Source organism: Shewanella sp. UCD-FRSSP16_17 (genome assembly GCF_001675935.1).
Taxonomy (GTDB): Bacteria; Pseudomonadota; Gammaproteobacteria; order Enterobacterales; family Shewanellaceae; genus Shewanella; species Shewanella japonica.
On the sequence record NZ_LZFV01000046.1, the window covers coordinates 84,872 to 106,388 of the forward strand.

23 protein-coding genes are annotated in these 21,517 nt (G+C 42.1%); 11 read left to right on the forward strand and 12 right to left on the reverse strand.

Going from position 1 to position 21,517, the window contains the following annotated elements; translation table 11 throughout:
• Positions 1 to 62 precede the first annotated feature (62 nt).
• Both A9267_RS17445 and A9267_RS17450 read left to right on the forward strand, forming a co-directional pair.
• Positions 63 to 794 carry a 3-ketoacyl-ACP reductase FabG2 gene (locus tag A9267_RS17445; RefSeq protein ID WP_065110126.1) on the forward strand — a complete coding sequence of 244 codons (732 nt, stop codon included), beginning with the start codon at positions 63 to 65 and terminating at the stop codon, positions 792 to 794.
• Positions 791 to 2,023, forward strand: a complete 1,233-nt coding sequence (locus A9267_RS17450) for a beta-ketoacyl-ACP synthase (RefSeq protein WP_055025272.1) — start codon at positions 791 to 793, stop codon at positions 2,021 to 2,023. The genes A9267_RS17445 and A9267_RS17450 overlap by 4 nt, the downstream gene beginning before the upstream one ends.
• Before the next feature lie 9 nt (positions 2,024 to 2,032).
• Here A9267_RS17450 and A9267_RS17455 read toward each other — a convergent pair whose 3' ends face one another.
• Positions 2,033 to 3,163 (reverse strand): 2OG-Fe(II) oxygenase, encoded by a 1,131-nt coding sequence (locus A9267_RS17455; RefSeq protein ID WP_065110127.1) that lies wholly within the window; start codon positions 3,161 to 3,163, stop codon positions 2,033 to 2,035.
• Positions 3,164 to 3,304: 141 nt separating this feature from the next.
• On the opposite strand from A9267_RS17455, the gene A9267_RS17460 reads away from it, so the two are divergent.
• Entirely contained in the window at positions 3,305 to 4,057 is a 753-nt protein-coding gene (locus tag A9267_RS17460; protein ID WP_065110128.1) for a hypothetical protein, read from the forward strand.
• 188 nt (positions 4,058 to 4,245) lie between these two features.
• Positions 4,246 to 4,590, forward strand: coding sequence for a rhodanese-like domain-containing protein (locus A9267_RS17465; RefSeq protein WP_065110129.1), 345 nt, complete (start codon positions 4,246 to 4,248; stop codon positions 4,588 to 4,590).
• Between the two features lie 77 nt (positions 4,591 to 4,667).
• Here A9267_RS17465 and A9267_RS17470 read toward each other — a convergent pair whose 3' ends face one another.
• The 4 genes from A9267_RS17470 to A9267_RS17485 form a co-directional block, all read right to left on the reverse strand.
• A complete protein-coding gene (locus tag A9267_RS17470; RefSeq protein ID WP_065110130.1) occupies positions 4,668 to 5,165 on the reverse strand; it encodes a thioesterase domain-containing protein in 498 nt (165 codons plus the stop codon).
• 12 nt (positions 5,166 to 5,177) lie between these two features.
• The gene (gene dtd / locus A9267_RS17475; protein WP_055025276.1) at positions 5,178 to 5,627 is read right to left on the reverse strand and encodes a D-aminoacyl-tRNA deacylase; all 450 of its coding nucleotides are present in this window, start codon (positions 5,625 to 5,627) and stop codon (positions 5,178 to 5,180) included.
• Between the two features lie 46 nt (positions 5,628 to 5,673).
• The gene (locus tag A9267_RS17480) at positions 5,674 to 6,243 is read right to left on the reverse strand and encodes a hypothetical protein (RefSeq protein ID WP_055025277.1); all 570 of its coding nucleotides are present in this window, start codon (positions 6,241 to 6,243) and stop codon (positions 5,674 to 5,676) included.
• Positions 6,244 to 6,438: 195 nt separating this feature from the next.
• Positions 6,439 to 7,419 (reverse strand): virulence factor BrkB family protein, encoded by a 981-nt coding sequence (locus A9267_RS17485; RefSeq protein ID WP_055025278.1) that lies wholly within the window; start codon positions 7,417 to 7,419, stop codon positions 6,439 to 6,441.
• 87 nt (positions 7,420 to 7,506) lie between these two features.
• On the opposite strand from A9267_RS17485, the gene A9267_RS17490 reads away from it, so the two are divergent.
• The 3 genes from A9267_RS17490 to A9267_RS17500 all read left to right on the forward strand — a co-directional run bounded on the left by A9267_RS17490 (position 7,507) and on the right by A9267_RS17500 (position 9,966).
• On the forward strand, positions 7,507 to 7,728 hold the full coding sequence (locus A9267_RS17490) for a hypothetical protein (RefSeq protein ID WP_055025279.1): 222 nt from the start codon (positions 7,507 to 7,509) through the stop codon (positions 7,726 to 7,728).
• Between the two features lie 29 nt (positions 7,729 to 7,757).
• Entirely contained in the window at positions 7,758 to 8,405 is a 648-nt protein-coding gene (locus A9267_RS17495) for a DUF2959 domain-containing protein (protein WP_055025280.1), read from the forward strand.
• A 370-nt stretch (positions 8,406 to 8,775) separates the two neighbouring features.
• Positions 8,776 to 9,966, forward strand: a complete 1,191-nt coding sequence (locus tag A9267_RS17500) for a GGDEF domain-containing protein (protein ID WP_065110131.1) — start codon at positions 8,776 to 8,778, stop codon at positions 9,964 to 9,966.
• A 165-nt stretch (positions 9,967 to 10,131) separates the two neighbouring features.
• Here the strand turns inward: A9267_RS17500 and flhA are convergent, their stop codons facing one another.
• The 7 genes from flhA to A9267_RS17535 all read right to left on the reverse strand — a co-directional run bounded on the left by flhA (position 10,132) and on the right by A9267_RS17535 (position 16,534).
• Positions 10,132 to 12,213: a flagellar biosynthesis protein FlhA gene (gene flhA, locus A9267_RS17505; protein ID WP_065110132.1), complete on the reverse strand. Its 2,082-nt coding sequence runs from the start codon at positions 12,211 to 12,213 to the stop codon at positions 10,132 to 10,134.
• A gap of 15 nt (positions 12,214 to 12,228) precedes the next feature.
• Positions 12,229 to 13,362, reverse strand: a complete 1,134-nt coding sequence (flhB, locus tag A9267_RS17510; RefSeq protein WP_055025283.1) for a flagellar biosynthesis protein FlhB — start codon at positions 13,360 to 13,362, stop codon at positions 12,229 to 12,231.
• A gap of 2 nt (positions 13,363 to 13,364) precedes the next feature.
• Positions 13,365 to 14,138: a flagellar biosynthetic protein FliR gene (fliR, locus tag A9267_RS17515; protein WP_055025284.1), complete on the reverse strand. Its 774-nt coding sequence runs from the start codon at positions 14,136 to 14,138 to the stop codon at positions 13,365 to 13,367.
• Between the two features lie 64 nt (positions 14,139 to 14,202).
• Positions 14,203 to 14,472, reverse strand: a complete 270-nt coding sequence (locus A9267_RS17520; RefSeq protein WP_055025285.1) for a flagellar biosynthetic protein FliQ — start codon at positions 14,470 to 14,472, stop codon at positions 14,203 to 14,205.
• A gap of 95 nt (positions 14,473 to 14,567) precedes the next feature.
• A complete protein-coding gene (fliP, locus tag A9267_RS17525) occupies positions 14,568 to 15,296 on the reverse strand; it encodes a flagellar type III secretion system pore protein FliP (RefSeq protein WP_055025286.1) in 729 nt (242 codons plus the stop codon).
• A 1-nt stretch (position 15,297) separates the two neighbouring features.
• A complete protein-coding gene (gene fliN, locus A9267_RS17530; RefSeq protein ID WP_055025287.1) occupies positions 15,298 to 15,660 on the reverse strand; it encodes a flagellar motor switch protein FliN in 363 nt (120 codons plus the stop codon).
• Positions 15,653 to 16,534, reverse strand: a complete 882-nt coding sequence (locus A9267_RS17535; RefSeq protein ID WP_065110133.1) for a flagellar motor switch protein FliM — start codon at positions 16,532 to 16,534, stop codon at positions 15,653 to 15,655. Before A9267_RS17535 ends, fliN begins: the two co-directional genes overlap by 8 nt.
• Before the next feature lie 616 nt (positions 16,535 to 17,150).
• Here A9267_RS17535 and A9267_RS17540 point away from each other — a divergent pair.
• From A9267_RS17540 to fliF, 4 genes are all read left to right on the forward strand, one after another.
• Positions 17,151 to 18,047 (forward strand): MotY family protein, encoded by an 897-nt coding sequence (locus A9267_RS17540; RefSeq protein WP_065110134.1) that lies wholly within the window; start codon positions 17,151 to 17,153, stop codon positions 18,045 to 18,047.
• Positions 18,044 to 19,339 (forward strand): sigma-54 interaction domain-containing protein, encoded by a 1,296-nt coding sequence (locus A9267_RS17545; RefSeq protein WP_082972444.1) that lies wholly within the window; start codon positions 18,044 to 18,046, stop codon positions 19,337 to 19,339. The genes A9267_RS17540 and A9267_RS17545 overlap by 4 nt, the downstream gene beginning before the upstream one ends.
• Before the next feature lie 30 nt (positions 19,340 to 19,369).
• Positions 19,370 to 19,723, forward strand: coding sequence for a flagellar hook-basal body complex protein FliE (gene fliE / locus A9267_RS17550; protein ID WP_055025290.1), 354 nt, complete (start codon positions 19,370 to 19,372; stop codon positions 19,721 to 19,723).
• Positions 19,724 to 19,801: 78 nt separating this feature from the next.
• Positions 19,802 to 21,511 (forward strand): flagellar basal-body MS-ring/collar protein FliF, encoded by a 1,710-nt coding sequence (gene fliF / locus A9267_RS17555; protein WP_065110135.1) that lies wholly within the window; start codon positions 19,802 to 19,804, stop codon positions 21,509 to 21,511.
• The last annotated feature ends 6 nt before the right edge of the window (positions 21,512 to 21,517 follow it).

Genomic DNA, 21,517 nt, shown 5'->3' on the forward strand with positions numbered 1-21,517 from the left:
CAATGACGAGCGTACTATGAACACAACGATTAATGTAAACCTGCAGTCCCTACGGAGAAACAATGACAACAACAAATAGAGTCCTAGTGACAGGTTCAAGTCGTGGTATAGGTAAAGCCATCGCGCTCAAACTTGCAGCGCAAGGCTTTAATATTGCCATCCATTTTCACAGTAACACTGCAGCGGCGCAGCAAACTCAATCAGAAATCCAAGCCTTGGGTGTCGAAGCCAGTTTAATTCAATTTGATGTAGCAGACCGCCAGGCTGCGAAGCTGCAAATTGAAGCTGATATTGAACAACATGGCGCTTATTACGGCGTGATTTTAAATGCAGGTATCACCAAAGATACCGCTTTTCCGGCAATGACAGAAGATGAATGGGACAGTGTTATTCACACCAACCTGGATGGATTTTATAATGTCATTCAGCCAACCATCATGCCAATGATCCAAGCACGTAAAGGCGGTAGAATCATCACTATGGCATCAGTTTCTGGCATCGCTGGTAATCGAGGGCAAGTGAATTACAGCGCCTCAAAAGCTGGACTTATCGGAGCGACAAAAGCACTGTCTTTAGAGCTTGCCAAACGCAAAATTACCGTCAACTGTATCGCACCAGGGTTAATTGAAACCGACATGGTTAACGACTTCCCTAAGGACATGGTTAATCAAATCGTACCGATGCGCCGTATGGGTAAAGTGAATGAAATCGCCGGGCTCGCCAATTTCTTAATGTCTGAAGATGCAGCCTACATTACTCGCCAAGTGATTTCGGTCAATGGAGGCATGATATGAGCCATAGAGTTGTTATCACAGGTATTGGCGGTATTTCAGCATTGGGCCAAGACTGGCCAACTATCGCTAAACGGCTACAAGATAAATACAACTGTGTGATCACGATGACTGAGTGGGATAAATACCCTAATCTCAATACTCGTCTTGCCGCGCCAATAACCGATTTCGAGCAACCCAAGCATTACTCTCGGAAAAAAACCCGTTCCATGGGACGTGTCTCAATCATGGCAACGCGTGCCAGTGAAATTGCATTAGAAGATGCAGGCTTACTCGACGATCCGGTTGTGTCATCAGGAGATATGGGCATCGCTTACGGCTCATCAACTGGCAGTACAGACCCCATTATTGGTTTTGGTGACATGCTGAAACATGGCGATATGTCCGGCATCAATGCCACTAGTTATATTCGTATGATGGCCCATACTACCGCTGTCAATGTCGGTGTATTTTTCGGTCTAAAAGGCCGAGTGCATACTACAAGCAGTGCTTGCACTTCAGGAAGCCAAGCTATTGGTTACGCCTATGAAGCCATTAAGTTTGGACAACAAAAACTGATGCTTGCAGGTGGCGGTGAAGAACTTTGCCCAACAGAAGCTGTGGTATTTGATACTTTATTTGCCACCAGCACGAAAAATGACTCACCAACAACGACACCAAGACCATTTGATCGTCAGCGCGACGGTTTAGTTATTGGAGAAGGCGCTTGCACCTTAGTGCTTGAGCAACTTGAACACGCTGAAGCCCGTGGCGCTAAAATTTACGCGGAGCTCGTTGGGTTTGGCACTAATTCAGACGGGTTGCATATCACTCAACCCAATGCAGAAACAATGGAAGTGGCGATTCGATTGGCGATAAAGGATGCTGCAATCGCACCTGAGCAAGTGGGTTATATCAATGCCCATGGCACAGCAACTGATCGAGGCGATATTGCAGAATCACAAGCAACTTACGCAGTATTTGGTTCACACACCCCTATATCATCATTGAAAAGCTATACAGGGCACACCTTAGGTGCATGCGGCGCACTTGAAGCTTGGGTCAGTATAGAAATGATGAATGCAAATTGGTTTGCACCCAGCTTAAACCTTGATGAAGTTGACCCTGAGTGTGCACCGTTAGATTACATTCAAGGCGAAATTCGCTCTATCAGCACTGACTATGTCATGAGCAATAACTTCGCCTTTGGCGGGATTAATACTTCGCTTATTTTTAAACGTTGGCAGGGATAAGACGCTTACCTAACGTACATGTAACTGTTGTAAACATTTTAGGTAGGACGTCGGCTTTACTCTTAACCATTTTGAGTAAAGCCATTTCTCACCCTTTATGACAGGCATTCCTTGATGTAACGATAACGGTAAAGGGCCATAACTATTGTCGGTATTATTAAACACAACCAACCGTTTTTGTTTTGATCGCACCGATTTCGATAACCTTGGAAAGTGCGTGTCTCCCCCTTGCTCGACATCATTAAGGTAAATTAAAACGGTTTTGAATCGTTGACCGCCATCTTTTAAAGCTTGTTCGCTGCCTTTATCGTTTGGGTGAAAAAAATCATAATGTGGCTTATATTCTTCCCCAACCTCATATTTAAGAACATTACTTAACTCACCGTTTTCGATAGGGATGTTGAAATAAGCAGCGATTTTCATCTCAATGTTAAGTAGCACCCAATCATTTGCAGTAGGCGCTAGTTGAGCCACAGAGCCCGTTCTAACATTACTCACAATATTTGAGCCACTCTCGCCATCAACAACCATAGAGCGCTTAAGCTCGCAAAGTGCGCAGTTTTTTAGCCACAAACACTCAAAGTCAGTTAAGAAATCATCAACATAAAATAAGTTAATCTCAGGCGCTACCGATTCATACGTTAACTTAGAAAGGTCAGCCCTACGGATATCATTAAAGTCTAATAACGCTTCTTCATTGTCAGAAATTAAACCAAGTGACTCAGTTAACTGATTCACCTCTGAAATATGACGATTCTTTGTTAAAACCTGACTAGCTTTAGCAACAAAGCCCTGTTGTAAATACAAATTGGCAGCAGCAATAATTGCCTCGGGATCGCCTTGTTTGAAAGCACTAAACAGATATGGTCGGAAGTCCACTCCCACCTCAGGGTGAAAATACAATATAAAAGCGGCTTTAAAATTAGCACCAGCAACCTTCCCTTTGCACAGTTCAAAAAGGTACTTTAAACCTATTTGTGGCGATTGCTGTAACAACAAGTCAGCCTTCATCAATAACGCTTCTTCGATAGCTAAATCAACCAAAGGTTGAAGCAACTCATCTGCCTTTGAAAAACGCTTATCTAGAATCAAAGCGTTTATCGTTTTTAATGCTTTTCTTGAATCTTCGCTTAAGGACATAGACTTCTTAATGATGTTAAACTGAACAATCAATACAGCTTAATGAAAAAACGATTAAGTACAACTTTGCAGACAAATAAAATTAGAAGCAATTACAATCTTACTAAGCTCACCATTAACTTCCAGTCATAAGGATATGTCATGAAACCAATGTGCTTATTGCCAATAGCCCTAATTGCCAGCTTCAGTTTACTCAGTCCAATCGCTCAGGCTGATACTTATACAAAGGAAGAATACCAACAGATATTTGCAGGTGATGATACCTATAAACAAGAGCAAGCCATTGAGTCTATTTTCTTCGTTGGTTTGAATGATCCCAGTACCTATCAATCGATTAAAACCAAGATAGATACCTTATTACCATTGGCCAAAGATAAGCATGTCATTGATAATATTGCCTGGTTAATAAAGGGGCTTGGCTATTCTGGCGATCCTCAATTTCGTGAATACCTAAACCAACTGGCACAAGGTGATGCTCATAAGAAAATCCGTAAATACGCCAAACGTGCACTAGATGACTTATCAAAATTCGAGCAGTGGAACCCGATTTTACAAGACAAAAGTCAATATAACCCCGAGCAATCACATCGAGCTAATGTCTATGCCGCAGCACTACGTAGTGACAACCTTGAGCTGATGAGAACGACGGCAAAACGTATAGCAAATGAGCGATTATTTGATAATTACATGCTGCAACAACTAGCTACACAACTTAGTCCTATGCGTTTAATCGACGACAATAAGCTAGCCATAGATACTTACGCTTGGATAACACGTGCACTAGCGACCTCAGGTAATGAAGACTTTAAAGCAGATGTGGAAGCCGTCGCACAAAATGCAAAACAGAAAAAACTACGCAAATACGCCACTAAATATTTAGCGAAGTTTTATTAAGCCCATTGATTAGTGATGCATGGGCGTTAATCCCTAAGCAATAAGCGGTAAGTCATAAACAATTTGTCATCAACATTAGTTATAGAGCATGACCACTTCATGCTCTTGTTATTAACAACCTTGATCTTTACAATGCATTAGAATAATCTTATTGAATAAAATCTAATGCAAATCAAAGTGAGGTTCTAATGGTCACAGCAAGCACAACTTCGATTTCGGTAAATACCAAGCTGACAGGGGCACAAGCCACTGCAATCTGTTGGGAGTTAATTAAGCATGGTGCAATGCTAATTGATGTACGAAACCCTGATGAATTTGCGAGTGGCCATTTACCACAAGCCATAAACGTGCCGTTAACTGAATTACCGGTTTGGCTTGATGCCCATCATGTAGAGCAGCAATTTGTCGTATATTGTGGCGCCGGGATAAGAGCGCAAAAGGGTTGCGATATATTCGAGTCTAAAGGGTTCAATTGTGCAGTAAATGGTGGAGCAATGAAGGACTTACTGTGCTGCGAATCTTTAAGTCAGTAATTTAGTGAAGGATACCCTCAGCTAGGCCTATACGACGTGGTTGTGTCCTTGAATAATACCTAACGATTATCTATAAATTAGTAACTAAAATATAAGCCACTAAACGTAGCGCAGAGCTTACCTGCGCAATGTAATTGCACCTCAAGCTTAACCTTCGCTTTTTTACCATTATTAATTGTTTCGAAGACACTCATATCGGGTAACCCCGTCTCAGAAGAAGCTGATTTATCAGTCAGTGATTCTGGCCAAATCACTGTCACTATTGGCGCTTCGGTTACAGGAGCCAAATATCGAATGTTTGCATCGGCTAAAACAATATTGCCTTCTACTCCAGCCAAGCGTTGTTGTAACCACAACATTCCCCACCCCGTTAGGGTCATTAAGGTATAAATACTGCCAGCAAACATAGTTTGATGAAGGTTGATATTGGGGGAAAGTGGCGCTGTAACAGTAAAGCATTGATTGTCAAAACTGAGCGGAGTAACTTGCATAAACTGACTCACAGGAATGGTTTGATACCACGTCTGCGTTAACTCATTAAGTAAAACCGCTATCCTGGATGAGTCAGTATTCATGATGCCTTTCCGTTATACCTGAAGGTTAAAGGTAACTGGACCATCATTGAGCAATTCAACTTTCATATCTGCACCAAACTCACCCGTTTGCGTCACCACGCCTTGCTCTTGGCAATAGGCAACAAAAGCTTCATACAACTCATTAGCTTGTTCAGGGGTTGCTGCAGAAGAAAAGCTAGGACGTAACCCGCGGCCAGTATCTGCTGCCAAGGTGAATTGAGACACGACTAACAGTTCTCCACCTACCTGTTGCAGGTTGAGGTTCATCTTGCCATTTTCATCACCAAAAACACGGTAAGCCATCACTTTTTTAGCCAACTTACGCATTTTTTCCAAGTCATCATCTTTTTCAACACCAAGCAGCACTAATAAACCTTTATTAATGCTACCTGTTACATGCTTATCATCATCACGATGAACGGTGACACTGGCATGTGCCACCCGTTGAATTAACCCAATCAAAGTTACTTCCTATTAATCGACCCGAGAGAGCCGATATTCTACAAGATTATGCGCCCGTGTCAGGCTTAATCACTGGAATAGGTTTGATCAAGTGCTCAGAACCTTTAGGTAAAGATTTACCCACTTGCTTTAAGCCTTCATCGGTCCACAACATAAAGCGACGTAATTCTTCAACTTGAATAGAATCAACAAATGTCGCAGCACCTTGAACCTGAATCACACCGCCATTTTCACGAACAACAAACTTTGCAAAATTAAGCTTTTGGTTTAATGAACCAATCAAAACCAACAGTTCTTTACTGCCATGTAATTGCGGGTGAACGGCAAATAAACGGTTCGTTAAAATGCGGTCTATCCCCTTTTCACTCATACTTGGTTGCAATACAAATTGATTATCGCCAAATTGCACAGCCACACTGGTAGGGCTGAGTTTAGTCGCTAAATAACTAGACTTAATCAATGCATTATAAAGCGCATCAGCAGCTTGTTGGTCCGTCATTCCTGTCATGTCAATGCTGGCAGGGGCAGCTGATACAACACTTTCTGAAGTGTTATTATCTGTTGTTGCACAAGCCGATAAACCTAATACACATGCCGCTAAAATCAATTTTTTCATTTGCTTTCCTTATAGAATACAGACTGCACTACTGCCATAGCAGTAGGCTTTCATAGTGACTTCTGCTATTGAATGACATTTATAATTACCCCAAATGGGAGCGAAAAAGTCAGGCCACTTGCCCATGATAATGACAGAAGCCCAACAAAATTACTTAATATTTTGCTGATATACGCTTTATTAGACTCTTAGCAATCACGTTTTATTAGATGCCTGAGTGTTAAAAGTAGACGCTGCTTGATTACTCTTTTCTTGCTCACTTGCAGCGATACCATTGCTGTCATCACTGGCTTGCACCTCACTATTTTCCGAAGTGCTGTCAGCCAACATGTCTCTTTGTAAATATTCTGGCATTGCAGCGGTAATTTCAGCGCCAAGTAACACGATCATCCAAGACACATAGACCCAAACGAATAAGATAGGAATCGTCGCCAGAGCCCCATAAATGGCCTCATAACTCGGAAATTGAGTCACATAAAACGCGAACCCTTTCTTACCTGCTTCAAACAGCATTGCCGCAACGATAGCCCCGAGTAGCGCATGTAAAAATCGAACTTTTCTATTAGGAACAACCATATATAAAAGTAAGATTGATGCTACAGAAAACAACATTGGTAAACGCTCAACCAGCCAAGTCATCAGCCCTGAAATTTCTGCCATTTCAAATACTTTAAGTGACACGACATATGAGGTTGCCACTAAACTTGCCCCAATTAACACTGGACCTAAGGTCAGTACCATCCAATACATCGAAAAAGACACCACATAAGAGCGGGTCTCTGTGGTACGCCAAATATTGTTTAATGCTTTATCAATGGCAGAAATCAACATCAACGCTACGACCACTAACGCAATGACACCGACAAACGTGCCTTTCGAAGCATTTTCAACAAATTCATTGATATAAATTTGTACTGTGTCACCCGCTGCAGGTAAAAAATTGTCATAAATAAAACTTTCAATCTTGCCGCGGATCCCCTGAAATACAGGAAAAGCAGACAGCATCGACATGGTCACAGCAACCATTGGAACTAACGACAATAAGGTGACATAAGTTAAATGACCTGCCTTAACGTTAATTTGATCTTCAACCACACGTCGCTTTACATGGACGATAAATTTCCAAATACTGAGATTAATATTTTTTAAATACGCTACATCTATCTTATTTGTCACAATTTTCTCTGATTATTTATTTTCAATTACCGAGTTAACTTCGTACAATGTTATAACACGATAGTTACACTCCAAGGGAGTTTTTTAATGTCTCAACAAGGTTCAGCTGGCAATGTCATCGCCGCCATTGCCAGTGTTTTCTTCCCAGGCTTAGGGCAACTCGTTCAAGGCCGTATCATTGCTGCAATTTTATTCTTCGTGATCACTGCAGTGTGTTATTTCTTCTGGGTACTTATTATTCCCGCCATTATTGGAGCGGTGTTTCATCTTTGGAGCATCATTGATGCTGCCATGTTTAAAGCAGATTAATTTAACGACAACATTTAAGAGAGCATAAGATGAAGAAATGGATATCACTTGCCTTCCTTAGCGCAAGCTTGTTACTAAGTGGCTGCCAAAGCGCCTATTACGGTGCAATGGAAAAAGTTGGCTATCACAAGCGTGACATCATGGTGGATCGCGTTCAAGAAGCAAAAGAGTCTCAAGAAGAAGCACAAGAACAATTCAGTTCAGCTCTCGAAGAGATGCAAGCACTACTCGCTTTCGATGGCGGCGATTTAGAAGACGCCTATAACAAAGCTAAAGATGAATATGAATCAGCTCAATCAGCAGCCGATGAAGTTGGTAGCCGCATTGATAAAGTTGAAGATGTGGCCGAAGCCTTATTCGAAGAGTGGGAAGCTGAAATTCAAGAAATCAGTAAAGCAAGCCTTCGTCGTAATAGCACTAATAAGTTAAACGAAACTGAGCGTTCGTATAATTCATTAGTCAAAGGCATGCGCCGTGCAGAAGCCAAAATGCCTCCGATTTTAACCGCGATGAAAGATAACATGCTGTACTTAAAGCATAACCTTAATGCCCAAGCCATTGGCGCAATTAAAGGCGAGTTTAATAGCTTACAGTCTGACATTTCTAGCTTGATTTCAGAAATGAATAAATCAATTGCTGAATCAAATAAGTTTATTGAGGCAATGGAAAAAGGCTAACTGCCACCATTGATATCATGAAGCATAAAATGGCGCTTGAAGACCTCTTCCTTCGGCGCCATTTTTATTGAGCCTAGCCCGCCCTTTCGCCTAGTCCACAGTTATCGGGTAAGAAGATGTTAACTTAAACCGATTTGATTTATATTTCAGTTTGCCGCATTCAAGGTCGCTCTGTTAGTAGCAGTTTTTATATAAACGCACCATGTCTAAACGGTAATAAGCCTAAAATGGTAACAGGTATAAATGGCAACAGCATCGCAAGCTGCACCAATATGGAAGTCTACTCGCTACATACATTTAACCCGTAACGTCTTATATTAATTGCTAACTTTTTAATGCTTACTTTTATTAGTTTACTATGGTGGATTCAATGAGCAGCCTAATGCATACCATGCGCTTTTTTATACTGCCGATTATTATCACTTTTCTATCATTAGGCTTATTAGAACACTTTCAAACTCATTGGATTGATTGGCAAGACACCCTACATTTTGCACCTTATTGGTTATTGGCTGCATCTTCATTAATTTGTTTGCAATTTAATCGTAGTCGACTGTTTTATATAGGTTTAATGTTACTCACTTTTTACGCATTGCAAAGTAACCGCCTGTTTTTATCGCCTGTCATTCATCAATTTTTACCGCTTTTTGGCACCTTGGTGATCACGCTATTTTGTTTTATTAAAGATCGCGGCGTCATCAGTGTGCACAGTTTTTATCGTATCGGTGGCATTGTTCTTTGTGGTTTAATCGCCTATTGCTGGGTGTATCTCACTGGCCAATACTCGGCAACGATTAGTCAATTTCAGCAAAGTATTGGGTTAACAACCGAGCAGTCCCCCTTGTATCTGCTCCCTATTTATCCACTGGCAATCATCTTACTGTGTAAGCTCAGTTGGAAAAGCAACTTAGCACAAACCAGCCTTGGTATTTGTTTACTGCTATGGCTGGGCTACTTTTTGGTGCCGACTAACCTGCCGTTATCTGTACTATTTAGCTGTATTGCGATTAGCTTTTTAATCACAGTCCTGTTCGACTCTTACTTTTTAGCTTATCGGGATGAACTCACGGGACTACCGTCACGTCGAGCCTTGTTTAATTTAAGCCTAGCTTTAGGCAGAAAGTACACGGTTGCTATGGTCGATATCGATCACTTCAAAAGCTTTAATGATACCTATGGGCACGATGTGGGTGATGATGTATTAAAATTGGTGGCAGTAAAATTATCCAAAGTCACTGGTGGCGGCAAAACCTTCCGTTATGGCGGCGAAGAGTTCACGATTGTATTTCCCCGTAAAGACATAGAACAAGTTTACTCTCATCTTGATGATGTGAGGCAAAGTATTGAAGATTATGACATTGTGCTGAGAGATGAAAATAGAAAGAACAGCTCAAAGAAACAGCGTAATAAAGCCCCTGTAAAAAAGAAAACCGTCAACGTTACCGTCTCTATTGGCTGTGCCGAACACAAACCTGAACACAGCTTTGAGCAAAGCATGAAACTGGCAGATAAAGCCCTGTATCGAGCTAAAGACAGAGGTCGTAACCAAGTCAGGTTTTAATACTATGCACCACTTTTATCGTCATCACCGCTTTTATTCATCACTGCTATTCATCACTGCGTAGCGATTAGCTTTATTGGTGTTTGTCACAAGATTAACATTCAAAAAAAGGCCAAAGCGCAAAACGCTTCGGCCTTTTTATTACACAAGGTTCAGACAAAGGTGTTAACCAAGCTGACCTGCCACCATAAGCTCTCGGCTCTCAGGTATTTCATTGTACGACAATACATGTAAGCCTCTTGCAAATGCTAAAGCATAGCGGGCCAGTATAGGCCTAAGCTGTGGTGCAACCAACAACAGTGGACTATGTCCTTGCTCTTTAGCATCAGCTAAGATTTGCGGCATACCTTGTTGCAACTGAGCCAGTAACGTTGGATCAACAGGGAAGCTATCCAGCGCGACCTGACCTTGCTGCTGCGATTGGGTTAAGGCGTTCATTAAGGTTTGCTCAAGCTCTGGCGCTAATGTCAGTACACTCAATTTAGGCTCAGCGCCAGCAATACTATGCACTATGTTATTTCTTAAAGCACAACGCACATCTGCAGCTAACAGCACTGGATCTTTACTGTTTTCACTGCAATCAAGTAGTGTGGTTGCAATTGTGCGGATATCTTTTAATGACACCTGCTCTTTCAGTAATAACCGATACACTTTTAACTGCACAATTGGACTTAACGCACCGTTAAGCGCTTCCGCTAACTTGGGCGATTGCTTTGCCAAGCGATCGCTGAGTGCCAACACATCATCGTGTTGCAACATGTCAGGCAAATTTTCACGGATCAGCTTACTGACGTGTGTCGCTATCACAGTGGCATTGTCCACCACCGAATAACCTAAGTTTAATGCTCTCGCTTTAGCATCTTGGTCAATCCAAATCGCGTCCATGTTATAGGCAGGCTCTTTAGTAATGATTCCATCAATATCACCAAATACCGGCCCACTTTGAATCGCCATCAGTTTTTCAGCTTGCAACTCCGCTGTCGCTGTTGGGTTACCCATCATATTAATTTGATAAGCATTTGGCGCTAACGATAAGTTATCCCTCACCCGCACTTCTGCGAGTAAAAAGCCCGCTTGTTCAGACAAGGTGCGGCGGATCCCTGTTAGGCGTTTTTGTAACTCAGCGCCTTTAGTCCGCTCAACTAAATGCACTAGCTGATACCCCAAACGTACTTCAATCAAATCGGTATAAGGTAATGCATCCCAACTTGGTGGCGATGGTTCTGTAGTATTGCTTTCCAGTCGCTCTTCAAGCTTGGTTTCAACAACGGCGGGTTTATGCTGGCTTTGTTTCCAAGAAGCAAAAGCCAATAAAGCAGCGAAAGAAATAAATACCATGCCAGGCATACCTGGCACTAAACCTAAAATCAGCATTACCAATGCTGCTGTTGCTAAGGTTTTTGGGTTTGCAAGCAGTTGCTTTTGCAACTGCTCAGGCATTTCTTCAGCATCCGAAACACGGGTTACAATAATCGCCGCTGCGGTAGCTAATAGTAATGATGGGATTTGAGCAACAAGACCGTCACCAATGGTCAGTAAGGCAAACGTCTTAAATGCATCAGCTGCGCCCATACCATGCATAAACACACCAATGGCAATACCACCAATAATGTTAATCAGCAGGATCAAGATGCCAGCAATAGCGTCACCACGCACAAATTTAGATGCACCATCCATCGAACCATAGAAGTCTGCTTCTCGAGCAACTTCTTGACGTCGAACACGGGCTTGTTCTTGACTTAAAATCCCAGCATTTAAATCAGCATCAATTGCCATTTGCTTACCAGGCAACGCATCCAGAGTAAAACGTGCTGAAACCTCTGATATCCTTTCACCACCTTTGGTAATCACCACAAAGTTGATAATCATCAGAATTAAGAAGATCACGGCGCCTACAACATAGTTGCCGCCAATCACCACTTCACCAAATGCTTGAATGACTTTACCTGCCGAGTCTCCACCATTGTGGCCTTCGATTAACACCACACGAGTTGAGGCAACGTTCAAAGTTAATCGCATTAAGGTGGCGAGTAGCAATATCGTCGGGAATACCGAAAACTCTAAAGGCCGACGTATGGATACACTGACTAGCAACACCATTACTGCAAGTACGATGTTAAACGTAAATAAAATATCCAACAGCCAAGGTGGCAATGGCAAGATGACCATCGCCAGAACGGCTAATAACATTATCGGAATACCGATGTAGCTTCGATTGCCAGTAAAGACTTGTGCAAACCAATTCATGGTTTAATGGTTCCTTTAATCATGTCGTAAATGGGGAGGAATATAAAAATGCGGCAATGGTTCAGGCTTCTCTTGGCTACCTGTTCTTGCTGCTTTGATTTGCAACACGTAACTCAGCACATGCGCAATAGCGACAAACAGTGCCGCTGGAATTTGTTGTTCAATCTTAGTGGAATAATAAATCGCACGAGCCAGTGCTGGGATTTCAATAATTTCAACCGCATTACGTTTTGCTACATCACGCATATAAAGCGCCAGTTCGTCCACTCCTTTAGCAATAACATAAGGCGCATCTGCTTTATCCGCGTCATAACGAAGTGCAACTGAATAATGAGTAGGGTTAACCAGTAATACATCGGCTTGTGGCACAGCAACATCAGCACGAGAGCGGCTAATTTTTTGCTGCATTTGGCGAATTTTAGCTTTAATTTCTGGCTTACCATCTTGCTGTTTATGCTCATCTTTCACTTCCTGATGAGACATTTTTAGCTCGTTATGATGATGCCAATACTGATATGGCACATCGATAAACGTGATAATCAGCAGACCGACGCCTAAATAAAACATCCCAGTTGATATTGTATCAATGCTGTATTTAACGGCTTCATCTACTGGCAGCTGACTACTTGCCATAATGCCTTGCAAGTTACTCTGCAAAAAATACAGCATGATGCTGACTAGCAAAGTGATTTTTAAGACCGATTTAACCAACTCCACCAATGATTTAATTGACACCATTCGCCCTAAGCCAGCAATGGGATCAATACGGCTATATTTGAAGAAGGCATTTTTAATACTAAATAGCGGCCCACCAGGTAATGCGCCAGCAATCATGCCGATAGCGGCCACTAAGATAAATAACGGCCCAAGGAGATGTAGAATTCCGACAATCGCAGCCCCCATATGCATTTCTAGCATTTTGGGCTCATTTAACTGCTCTTTAGTGAGATTCATATTGAAGCGAGTAATTTCGGCCATTTCACTGCCTATCCACTCGGCGCTGCTCGTTAGCATGACAGCGCAACCAATGATCAGCGCTGATGCGGCTAAGTCTTTAGAGCGTGGAACTTGCCCTTGCTCGCGGGCTTTTTTGAGTTTTTGTGGTGTAGCCTGTTCAGTTTTACTTTGACCGGTATCTTTATTGCTCATCACTAGCCCCCGATAAACTGATGCATGCTAGATAAAGCATCGAGGCAAATGTCACTATAGCGACTGGCAAGGCCGCTAAACGAAAAGAATACGCACAGCAGCCCCATTAACATCGACATAGGAAAACCTAAGGCAAACACGTTTAATGAAGGCGCAGATTTACTCAACACACCAAAAGTTAAATTAACCATCAACATGGCGACAATCGCAGGTAAAGCCAGCATAAATGCGGCCGCAAATAACCAGCCAACTCGCTCAACCAGTCCCATTAAAGGCAACTCAAATATGCCCATGCCAATTGGCCACAAATAAAAGCTATCAACGATAACGCCAATAGCAACTAAGTGACCGTCTAACGCCAAAAATAATAACGTGCCATACAGTAAAAACCATTGACCAAGAATAGGATTAGAGTTGCCGTTAGCAGGGTCGTTCATAATGGCCATTGCCAAGCCCATTTGCATTGACATCATCGCGCCCATCTTGGTCATTACACTGATCATGATCAGTAAAAATAATGCCAACATAAAGCCAACAAGCAATTGCTCAACGGCCAATAACGCAGCCCCTAGTGAGATAGCGTCAACGGCAGGCACTGGGGGTAAAATTGGCGCCACCAGAGCACTCAACAGCATGGCAAATAGCAGTCGTATTTTTACCGGAATATAGTTACTGCTTAAAAAAGGCATCACAATAAATGCCCCCATAAACCGACAAAATGGCCACCAAAATGAGCCAATAAAAGCACTGATTTGTACCGATGTTAACGACAACATCAGTGGCTATCTACCCAGTCAAAATTCAGCGGCTCAGCCATGCTAAATGCGTTCATCTACTCGCCTAACCAATCACATGGGGAATACTGAAAAATAGCCGCTCAAACAAGTCACTGATTTTCATCAACAACCACTCACCTGCAAATAACACCATCAACAGCGTTAACACTAAGCGAGGTAAAAAGCTTAATGTTTGCTCATTCACTTGGGTCGCTGCTTGGAACACAGCGACAATCAGTCCCACAATCAAGCCTGGCACGACCAATACGCCCACCATCATCACCACTAAAAATATCGCTTCAGCAAAAAATGACGTTAGCTCGTTTACATCCATCTTATTGCTCCCGCAGGTGGCCGCTTCAGCTGTTCAATCATCTGATTTGTACTGGTCATTAAAATCCATGCTAGATGTATCATCGTCTACCCTAGCTAGCCAAAGCTGCCTGTTAACGTACCCACAGTCATTGCCCAACCATCCACTAACACGAACACCATGAGTTTAAATGGTAGAGATATAATCAATGGCGACAGCATCATCATCCCCATCGACATCAAGACGCTCGCAACCACTAAATCAATCACTAGAAAGGGAATATAAAGTAGGAAGCCAATTTGAAATGCTGTTTTCAGCTCGCTCAATACAAATGCAGGCATCAAAACAAAGAAGGGGATTTCGTCTGCGGTTAATGTCACTGGCTCATTAGCAATTTTTAGCATTTGCTCTAAATCTGTTTCACGAGTTTGCGCCAACATAAATTGTCGTAAAGGCACTTCTGCCCTCACAATCAATTCTGTTAATTCAATTTCACCCTTGTCATAGGGTAAAAATGCATCTTCATAAATCACATCACCAACGGGGCGCATAATAAAAATAGACATGACTAAAGCAATGCCAATTAACACTTTATTAGGTGGACTTTGTTGTAAGCCCAACGCCTGCCTCAAAATTGCTAACACAATGATAATTCGAGTAAAGCTTGTCATCATCATCAACATCGCAGGTAAAAAACTTAGCAAGGTCATCATGGCTAAGATTTCTAACTTGACGTTCACGGTTTGCGACTGGTCGCCGTCCGCTAAAGTGAATAAGGTTAATCCATCATTAGCATAAGCACTGGGTGCTAATAGGCATAACAGAAGCAGGATGACACGAACCATATTAGTCGTTTGCTCCAGTTAAGCTTATCGCTTCCACTTCAAGCAATCTCACACCATATCGGCCATTCACTTCAACCACTTCACCACGACCTAACAAAGCACCATTAACACGAATATCCAATGGTTCGCCTACCATGCGATCCAATGCAACAACGTCGCCTTCTCCCATTTGGGTTAGCTCACCTAAAGACATTTCTGTACTCGCTAATTCCAATGTCACTTGCACTGGTAACTGGTGAAAAAATGACATCTCTTTTAAGGTTTTAGCCTTTGGAGCAGGTTGTGGCTCTGCTAGGGTATCTTCTAATAACAGATCATCATCAAGTAAGAATTCATCATCTTGTAAAAGTATATTTTCAGGCATGGGTAGAGTCCTCTGGGTGAAACGCTTCCTGGGTAAGTTTGGCGACCATTTGTCCATCATCATTATGAACAGTGGCATAAAATAGGGGTCTGCGACCGATAGTCACTGGGCAGCGAGAATGCAAACTCATCGGTAAAATATCACCGACTTTCAAGCCTTCTAATGACGTCACAGGCATTAATTGATGACCAATTTCTAACGTGGCTTTTATCGGAATTTGTCTTAAACGCTGACTTAATTGGCTATTGAGGTTTTCAGCAGCTTGATATTCACTTGGCTGTTCAGCCATCAATCCCAAAGCAAATTCAGTCATGCATAACATCATTGGCGGGCCAACATGTTCTGCTGGAAAGCTCAGAGTCCAAGCAAGAGGCACCTCTAATGGCGTGGTATTCACCACCAATTCAAGATCTAAGCCGTCGTCATCGAGTTCAGTAATCGGTAAAACGTCCAACGCAGAGCGCAATAAACGCTTCACCAAACGAAACTCAGACAAACTAGGCGCCCGTAAAGGTGATTGTAACGGGCTAGAGAAACTACCATAATAACCGCTAGCTAACTGATCTAACGTACATTTATCAATTCGCCACCAAGCCAGCGGGGTTCGACGGTAACTCATTAAAAACCACGCGTGGTTTAAGTCAGGTGTTACTGTATTCAGATCGGTTGAAAGCGATACTTTTGACAATGCGTGATGACCTTGGCCAATAATCGGCCCTAATAAGTCATTTATATTGTCGAGCAGCGTTCTATGGCAACGCTCTAGCTGCAATACTAGTCGGCTGCGTGCAAGTTTCTCTTGAACTAACGCAACGGTTCTCACTTTTGGAAGCTGCTGCTTCTTAATCAAACTTGCTTTAGCTGTGGTTTTCATTTTAATTTAAAACTCACTTAACTATAAAATATCCATAAATTAATAACCGTAATAATATGTATCAAAATTATATTATCACCCACATGCAACTGAACTAAAAACGACCACCTTATTAATATACAAACAATTCAGGCGACATTTTTTTGGCAAACAAATATATTTTGACAACCAAATATAATAAATCAGCTAGTAGTACATATAACAACGACCACAGAAACAGATAATCAAAACAAATAACCAACAACACTTAAATAATAAATAAATTCCAAATATAAAAACAAAAAAATAAATATTATTACAAAGCGACTATAATCGTAAAAAACTTTAAATTTATTTTAAAATAACAAAAAATAATTTTTAAACTCAACAAAATCAGATGCTTAAAAAAATTATAACTGTGTCTAATTTCTGCATAACTTAGAGGAATCAGTATTTCGGCAAGATACTACATCATTTAAATAACGAAAGACAATGACATATATATGAACAAACAATAAAGCTTGCACTATTTAAAACTTTTTATAAAAATTCATTTTAATCATTTTTCTTTTAGTGTTTAATACTGCAAAACTTTATTACGTTACAGACATAACAAATAAAAATAGGATGTTAGTAATTGAAAAAAATAATACTGATTACAATTATCGCATTTATTTTACCGCTTAAATCGTATGCAGGAGTAATAGAGAATAAATATCAAACCAAGATGGAAAAATCTTCTTGGGAGTTCAGTGGAAATATATTTCACTGTGAAATAAGCCACCAAGTGGATGGGTTCGGAGACTTTATGCTCACCGCCACGCCTGGTGACGAGTTATTCATTAGTTTAACTGCTGACTGGCTGAGCCTGCGTGATCATGCAAGCGAAATAATAATTGAATCTTCTTCATGGCAGCAGCAGAACAACGCCCCTTTTGCACAATCAGAACTAAACTGGCAAGGTCATACCGCTAAAACGAGCCGAAACAGCGCAGCTTTTTTAGAGGCCTTAGAGCAAGGGCTGACGTGGCAAGTCAATATTGATCCAGGTAAAAATATCAAATATAAGGTGAATTCTTCACCCGTTTCCACTCGTGCCATCGTAAGAGAATTTAGATTATGTAAGCAAAACCTGCTGCCTAAGCCTTTTTCCTATGTACGCAGAGTGGATATGCAGTTTAATAGCAACTCGACACATCTATCTCCTGAGTACGAGCAGGATTTAATCGCAATTGCTCGCTATATTGCGGCTGATGACAATGTCACAGAAGTCCTTATCGATGGGCATGCTGACGCATCAGGAGATCACTTTGTGAACTTGCAATTAAGCAAGGAGCGCGCTTATGAAGTTCAAGCAAGATTAATTGAGCTTGGCGTGCCCAATACAATGATTCAAGTGCGCCATCATGGCACAAGAAACCCCATTGCCAGTAATAATAGTGCCCAAGGACGTGAGCTGAACCGTCGCGTTATGGTGAGATTAGTTAAAACGAATAACCTTACCGCTCTCAAAACACAGAAGGCCAGTCGATGAGTCAGCAATACTCAATCCAGTTGGTCGATTGCCAACTGTGTGAAACCGCTGCCGCATTATTGCTAAGCAATGGCTTTCAGTTATGGAGCAATCAACAGCCATCGCCTTGGCTGAATCTGGTGAATTTATCAGATTGTGAACCTGAACAAGTAGCACAGCGTTTAGCCATGTACCCGAGTAAGAATCAGATTGCCTTACTTGATCCAGAACAAACCGAATTGGCTAGTATTGCAATGCAGTCAGGAGTACAAGATTACCTGTTGCAGCCGATTGATAATCAACAACTTATTGCACTGTTAACCCGTCTAAAAACTTTAGATAAAATTGATTCAGACATCGTTGCATCATCCGCTGTCAGTCGTCAATTATTGATGCTTGCTCAACGTGCAGCAGTCACCAATGCTACGGTATTATTGACTGGTGAAAGTGGTACAGGTAAAGAGCCGTTAGCCCGTTATATTCATCGTCACTCCAATCGTTCACAAGCCCCTTTAATTTCGATCAACTGTGCGGCCATTCCTGAAAGTATTTTAGAGTCAATTCTATTTGGCCATGTCAAAGGCGCCTTTACTGGAGCTGTCAGCGATCAATCAGGTAAGTTTGAACAAGCCAATGGTGGCACTTTACTGTTAGATGAAATCGGCGAAATGCCGCTCGTCTTACAAGCTAAATTACTGCGAGTTTTACAAGAGCGCGAAGTTGAAAGAATTGGCAGCCATAAAGCGATACCACTCGATATTCGCGTGATTGCATCAACAAATAAAGACTTACGCAAAGCTGTTGAGAATGGTGAGTTTAGGCAAGATCTATTCTACCGCTTAGATGTATTACCGCTAAAAATTACCCCACTAAGACAACGTCGTGAAGACATCATGCCTATTGCAGAGCACTTTTTAGACATGTACCACAACAATAACTCTGAACAAGTCTGTTACTTCAGTGATCAGGCCCGTAGTGTACTGCTCGGCCATGACTGGAGTGGCAATGTAAGAGAGCTTGAAAATACAATTCAGCGCGCATTAATCATGCGCCGTGGTCAAGCGATTCAGACCGCTGACTTAGGCATAGAAGCAGAACAAACTGCTCAGTTAGCGCCTCAACAAAGTGGCCTGAAAGACTCTAAACGACAAGCAGAGTTTCAATACATCATAGACACACTGAAACGCTTCAATGGTCAACGAAACCTCACCGCAGAATCTCTTGGCATGACAACACGTGCATTGCGTTACAAGCTTGCTCAAATGCGCGAACAAGGGATAGACATAGACCTTGCTCTTGGCAAAGTAGCGTAATTACCCTCTAGCAAATAGATAGGAAAACCAATGGCTAATGCAACCATGGTCAGTGCACCAATGACCAATGTTCAAACATTAATGGACCAAATGAATGTCCATTCAGAAATGGCCAAAGGCGCCATCAAAGTCGGTCCAAATCCGAGAGACTTTGGCACTCAACACCCTTCATTCACTGAATTGATGGAGCAAAAGGTTGCTGCAGTTAACACCGACCAAAACACCTCATCAGCACTTATGCGTGCTGTCGATAGTGGCGAAAGTGATGATTTAGTTGGTGCCATGGTGGCCTCACAAAAAGCCAGTTTGTCATTCGCCACTATGATTCAAATTCGAAACCGTTTGGTACAAGCGTTCGATGACGTAATGAAAATGCCGATTTAATCAATATTGATATAAATCAGCTCATTAACGATAAGTTTCAATAGCCTAAACCGCCTTAGTGCAAGGAAATTAGACACAATGCCTACAACTCTTACTCAAACTAGCCAACCCGTTACCGAGGTTGGAGAGAAAAAATCGCCTTTTGCGACGATAAAAGAGAAATGGACCAGTTTCAATCAAGGCGATAAACAAGTTGCCGTGCTTGCGGTTTTCGCCATCGTCGTGGCCTGCGTCATCGTGCTGATGTTATGGACCGCAAGCCAAGGCTACCGACCTTTATACGGCAGCCAGGAAAAAGTCGAAACGGCGCAAATTATTGAAGTCCTTGAAACTGAAGGAATAAGCTATCGTCTTGATACTAATTCTGGGTTAGTTTTAGTGCCTGAAGACAGACTCGGCAAAGCGCGAATGATTTTGGCAGCCCGTGGCGTGAAAGCACAAATGCCGATGGGAATGGAGTCACTAGATAGTTCAGGGATTGGTACTAGCCAATTTATGGAGCAAGCTAAATATCGCTACAGTCTTGAAGGTGAACTCTCTCGTACCATTATGGCGCTACGTGCCGTTCGTACAGCCAGAGTGCATTTAGCGATTCCTAAAAAAACCCTATTTATTAGGCAGCAACCTGAATTACCTTCGGCATCGGTCATGCTTGATCTTTATGCAGGTAGCAACATTCAATCAGAACAGGTTGAATCCATTGTCAATCTGGTTGCAGGCAGTGTCACAGGAATGACTGCAGAGCAAGTACAAGTTGTCGACCAACAAGGTAATCACTTAAGCTCAGCGTTAACCCTCAATAATGACATTACCCAAGCACGAGACCGCCAGCTCAAGTACACCCACGAGCTAGAGCAAAGCCTCATCAACCGTGCTTCAAGTATGTTAATGCCAATCCTTGGGCAAGAAAATTTCCAAGTTCAGGTCGCTGCGCAAGTTAATTTTAATCAAGTCGAAGAAACGAATGAGTCACTCGATCCTCAATCTGTTATGCGCAACGAACAGCAAAGCTCAAATGAAGTCAATGGTGACTTGGCCATGGGAATACCCGGTGCGCTCAGTAACCAGCCTCCAGCTGCAGAAGGTGCTGAAACCAATCAACGCCGCAATGTCACTCAGCAAACTCAACGTAATTTTGATGTGGGACGTTCGGTTAAACATACCCGCTACCAACAAATGCAATTAGAGAACCTGTCAATTTCTGTGTTGTTAAATAATCAAGCTGCAGGCGAAAACGGTTGGACTGAAGCGCAACTTGAATCAATGAGCAACATGGTACAAGACGCCATTGGTTTTACCGCTGCGCGTGGCGATCAATTTAGTATCAATAGTTTTGATTTTGCGCCAGTGAAAGTAGCTGAATTCCAGCCTATGCCATGGTGGCAAACAGAAGGTTACGAGTCATACCTGCGTTACTTTATTGGGTTACTACTCGGTATTGGACTGATTTTCTTTGTCTTACGTCCGTTAGTTCGCCACTTAACTAAAACCGTTGACTTAAGTGCGATGAAGGAAGTTGAAGAGCAGGATAATTATCAATATCAAGAGCCTAGCCCTGCGAAATTAGACAGTAGCAATAGTGATGCACAGTCTCTTGCAGATGAGCTAATGGGACTCGGTCAGCCTCAAGCTGATGATGACCTAATGAATATTGGACTACCAGAAACCAGTTCTCCGCTAAAAGTGAAAATGGAGCACCTCAGTGTTCTCGCTGAAAAAGAGCCCGCTCGTGTAGCAGAAGTCATTGCCCACTGGATCAGCGACAAAGATGCTAAACAACACTCATAGCGAGAT

Excerpts from the sequence above, each read along its gene's own strand:
- A9267_RS17495 (WP_055025280.1), top strand. The coding sequence starts at position 7,758 with ATGAAGAAATGGATATCACTTGCCTTCCTTAGCGCAAGCTTGTTACTA.
- flhA (WP_065110132.1), bottom strand. The coding sequence starts at position 12,213 with ATGAATTGGTTTGCACAAGTCTTTACTGGCAATCGAAGCTACATCGGT.
- flhB (WP_055025283.1), bottom strand. The coding sequence starts at position 13,362 with ATGAGCAATAAAGATACCGGTCAAAGTAAAACTGAACAGGCTACACCA.
- fliE (WP_055025290.1), top strand. The coding sequence starts at position 19,370 with ATGGCTAATGCAACCATGGTCAGTGCACCAATGACCAATGTTCAAACA.
- A9267_RS17500 (WP_065110131.1), top strand. The coding sequence starts at position 8,776 with ATGAGCAGCCTAATGCATACCATGCGCTTTTTTATACTGCCGATTATT.
- A9267_RS17545 (WP_082972444.1), top strand. The coding sequence starts at position 18,044 with ATGAGTCAGCAATACTCAATCCAGTTGGTCGATTGCCAACTGTGTGAA.
- fliP (WP_055025286.1), bottom strand. The coding sequence starts at position 15,296 with ATGGTTCGTGTCATCCTGCTTCTGTTATGCCTATTAGCACCCAGTGCT.
- A9267_RS17460 (WP_065110128.1), top strand. The coding sequence starts at position 3,305 with ATGAAACCAATGTGCTTATTGCCAATAGCCCTAATTGCCAGCTTCAGT.
- A9267_RS17520 (WP_055025285.1), bottom strand. The coding sequence starts at position 14,472 with ATGGATGTAAACGAGCTAACGTCATTTTTTGCTGAAGCGATATTTTTA.
- A9267_RS17465 (WP_065110129.1), top strand. The coding sequence starts at position 4,246 with ATGGTCACAGCAAGCACAACTTCGATTTCGGTAAATACCAAGCTGACA.
- A9267_RS17490 (WP_055025279.1), top strand. The coding sequence starts at position 7,507 with ATGTCTCAACAAGGTTCAGCTGGCAATGTCATCGCCGCCATTGCCAGT.
- fliR (WP_055025284.1), bottom strand. The coding sequence starts at position 14,138 with ATGTTGTCGTTAACATCGGTACAAATCAGTGCTTTTATTGGCTCATTT.
- fliN (WP_055025287.1), bottom strand. The coding sequence starts at position 15,660 with ATGCCTGAAAATATACTTTTACAAGATGATGAATTCTTACTTGATGAT.
- fliF (WP_065110135.1), top strand. The coding sequence starts at position 19,802 with ATGCCTACAACTCTTACTCAAACTAGCCAACCCGTTACCGAGGTTGGA.
- A9267_RS17480 (WP_055025277.1), bottom strand. The coding sequence starts at position 6,243 with ATGAAAAAATTGATTTTAGCGGCATGTGTATTAGGTTTATCGGCTTGT.
- A9267_RS17445 (WP_065110126.1), top strand. The coding sequence starts at position 63 with ATGACAACAACAAATAGAGTCCTAGTGACAGGTTCAAGTCGTGGTATA.
- A9267_RS17470 (WP_065110130.1), bottom strand. The coding sequence starts at position 5,165 with ATGAATACTGACTCATCCAGGATAGCGGTTTTACTTAATGAGTTAACG.
- A9267_RS17535 (WP_065110133.1), bottom strand. The coding sequence starts at position 16,534 with ATGAAAACCACAGCTAAAGCAAGTTTGATTAAGAAGCAGCAGCTTCCA.
- A9267_RS17455 (WP_065110127.1), bottom strand. The coding sequence starts at position 3,163 with ATGTCCTTAAGCGAAGATTCAAGAAAAGCATTAAAAACGATAAACGCT.
- A9267_RS17450 (WP_055025272.1), top strand. The coding sequence starts at position 791 with ATGAGCCATAGAGTTGTTATCACAGGTATTGGCGGTATTTCAGCATTG.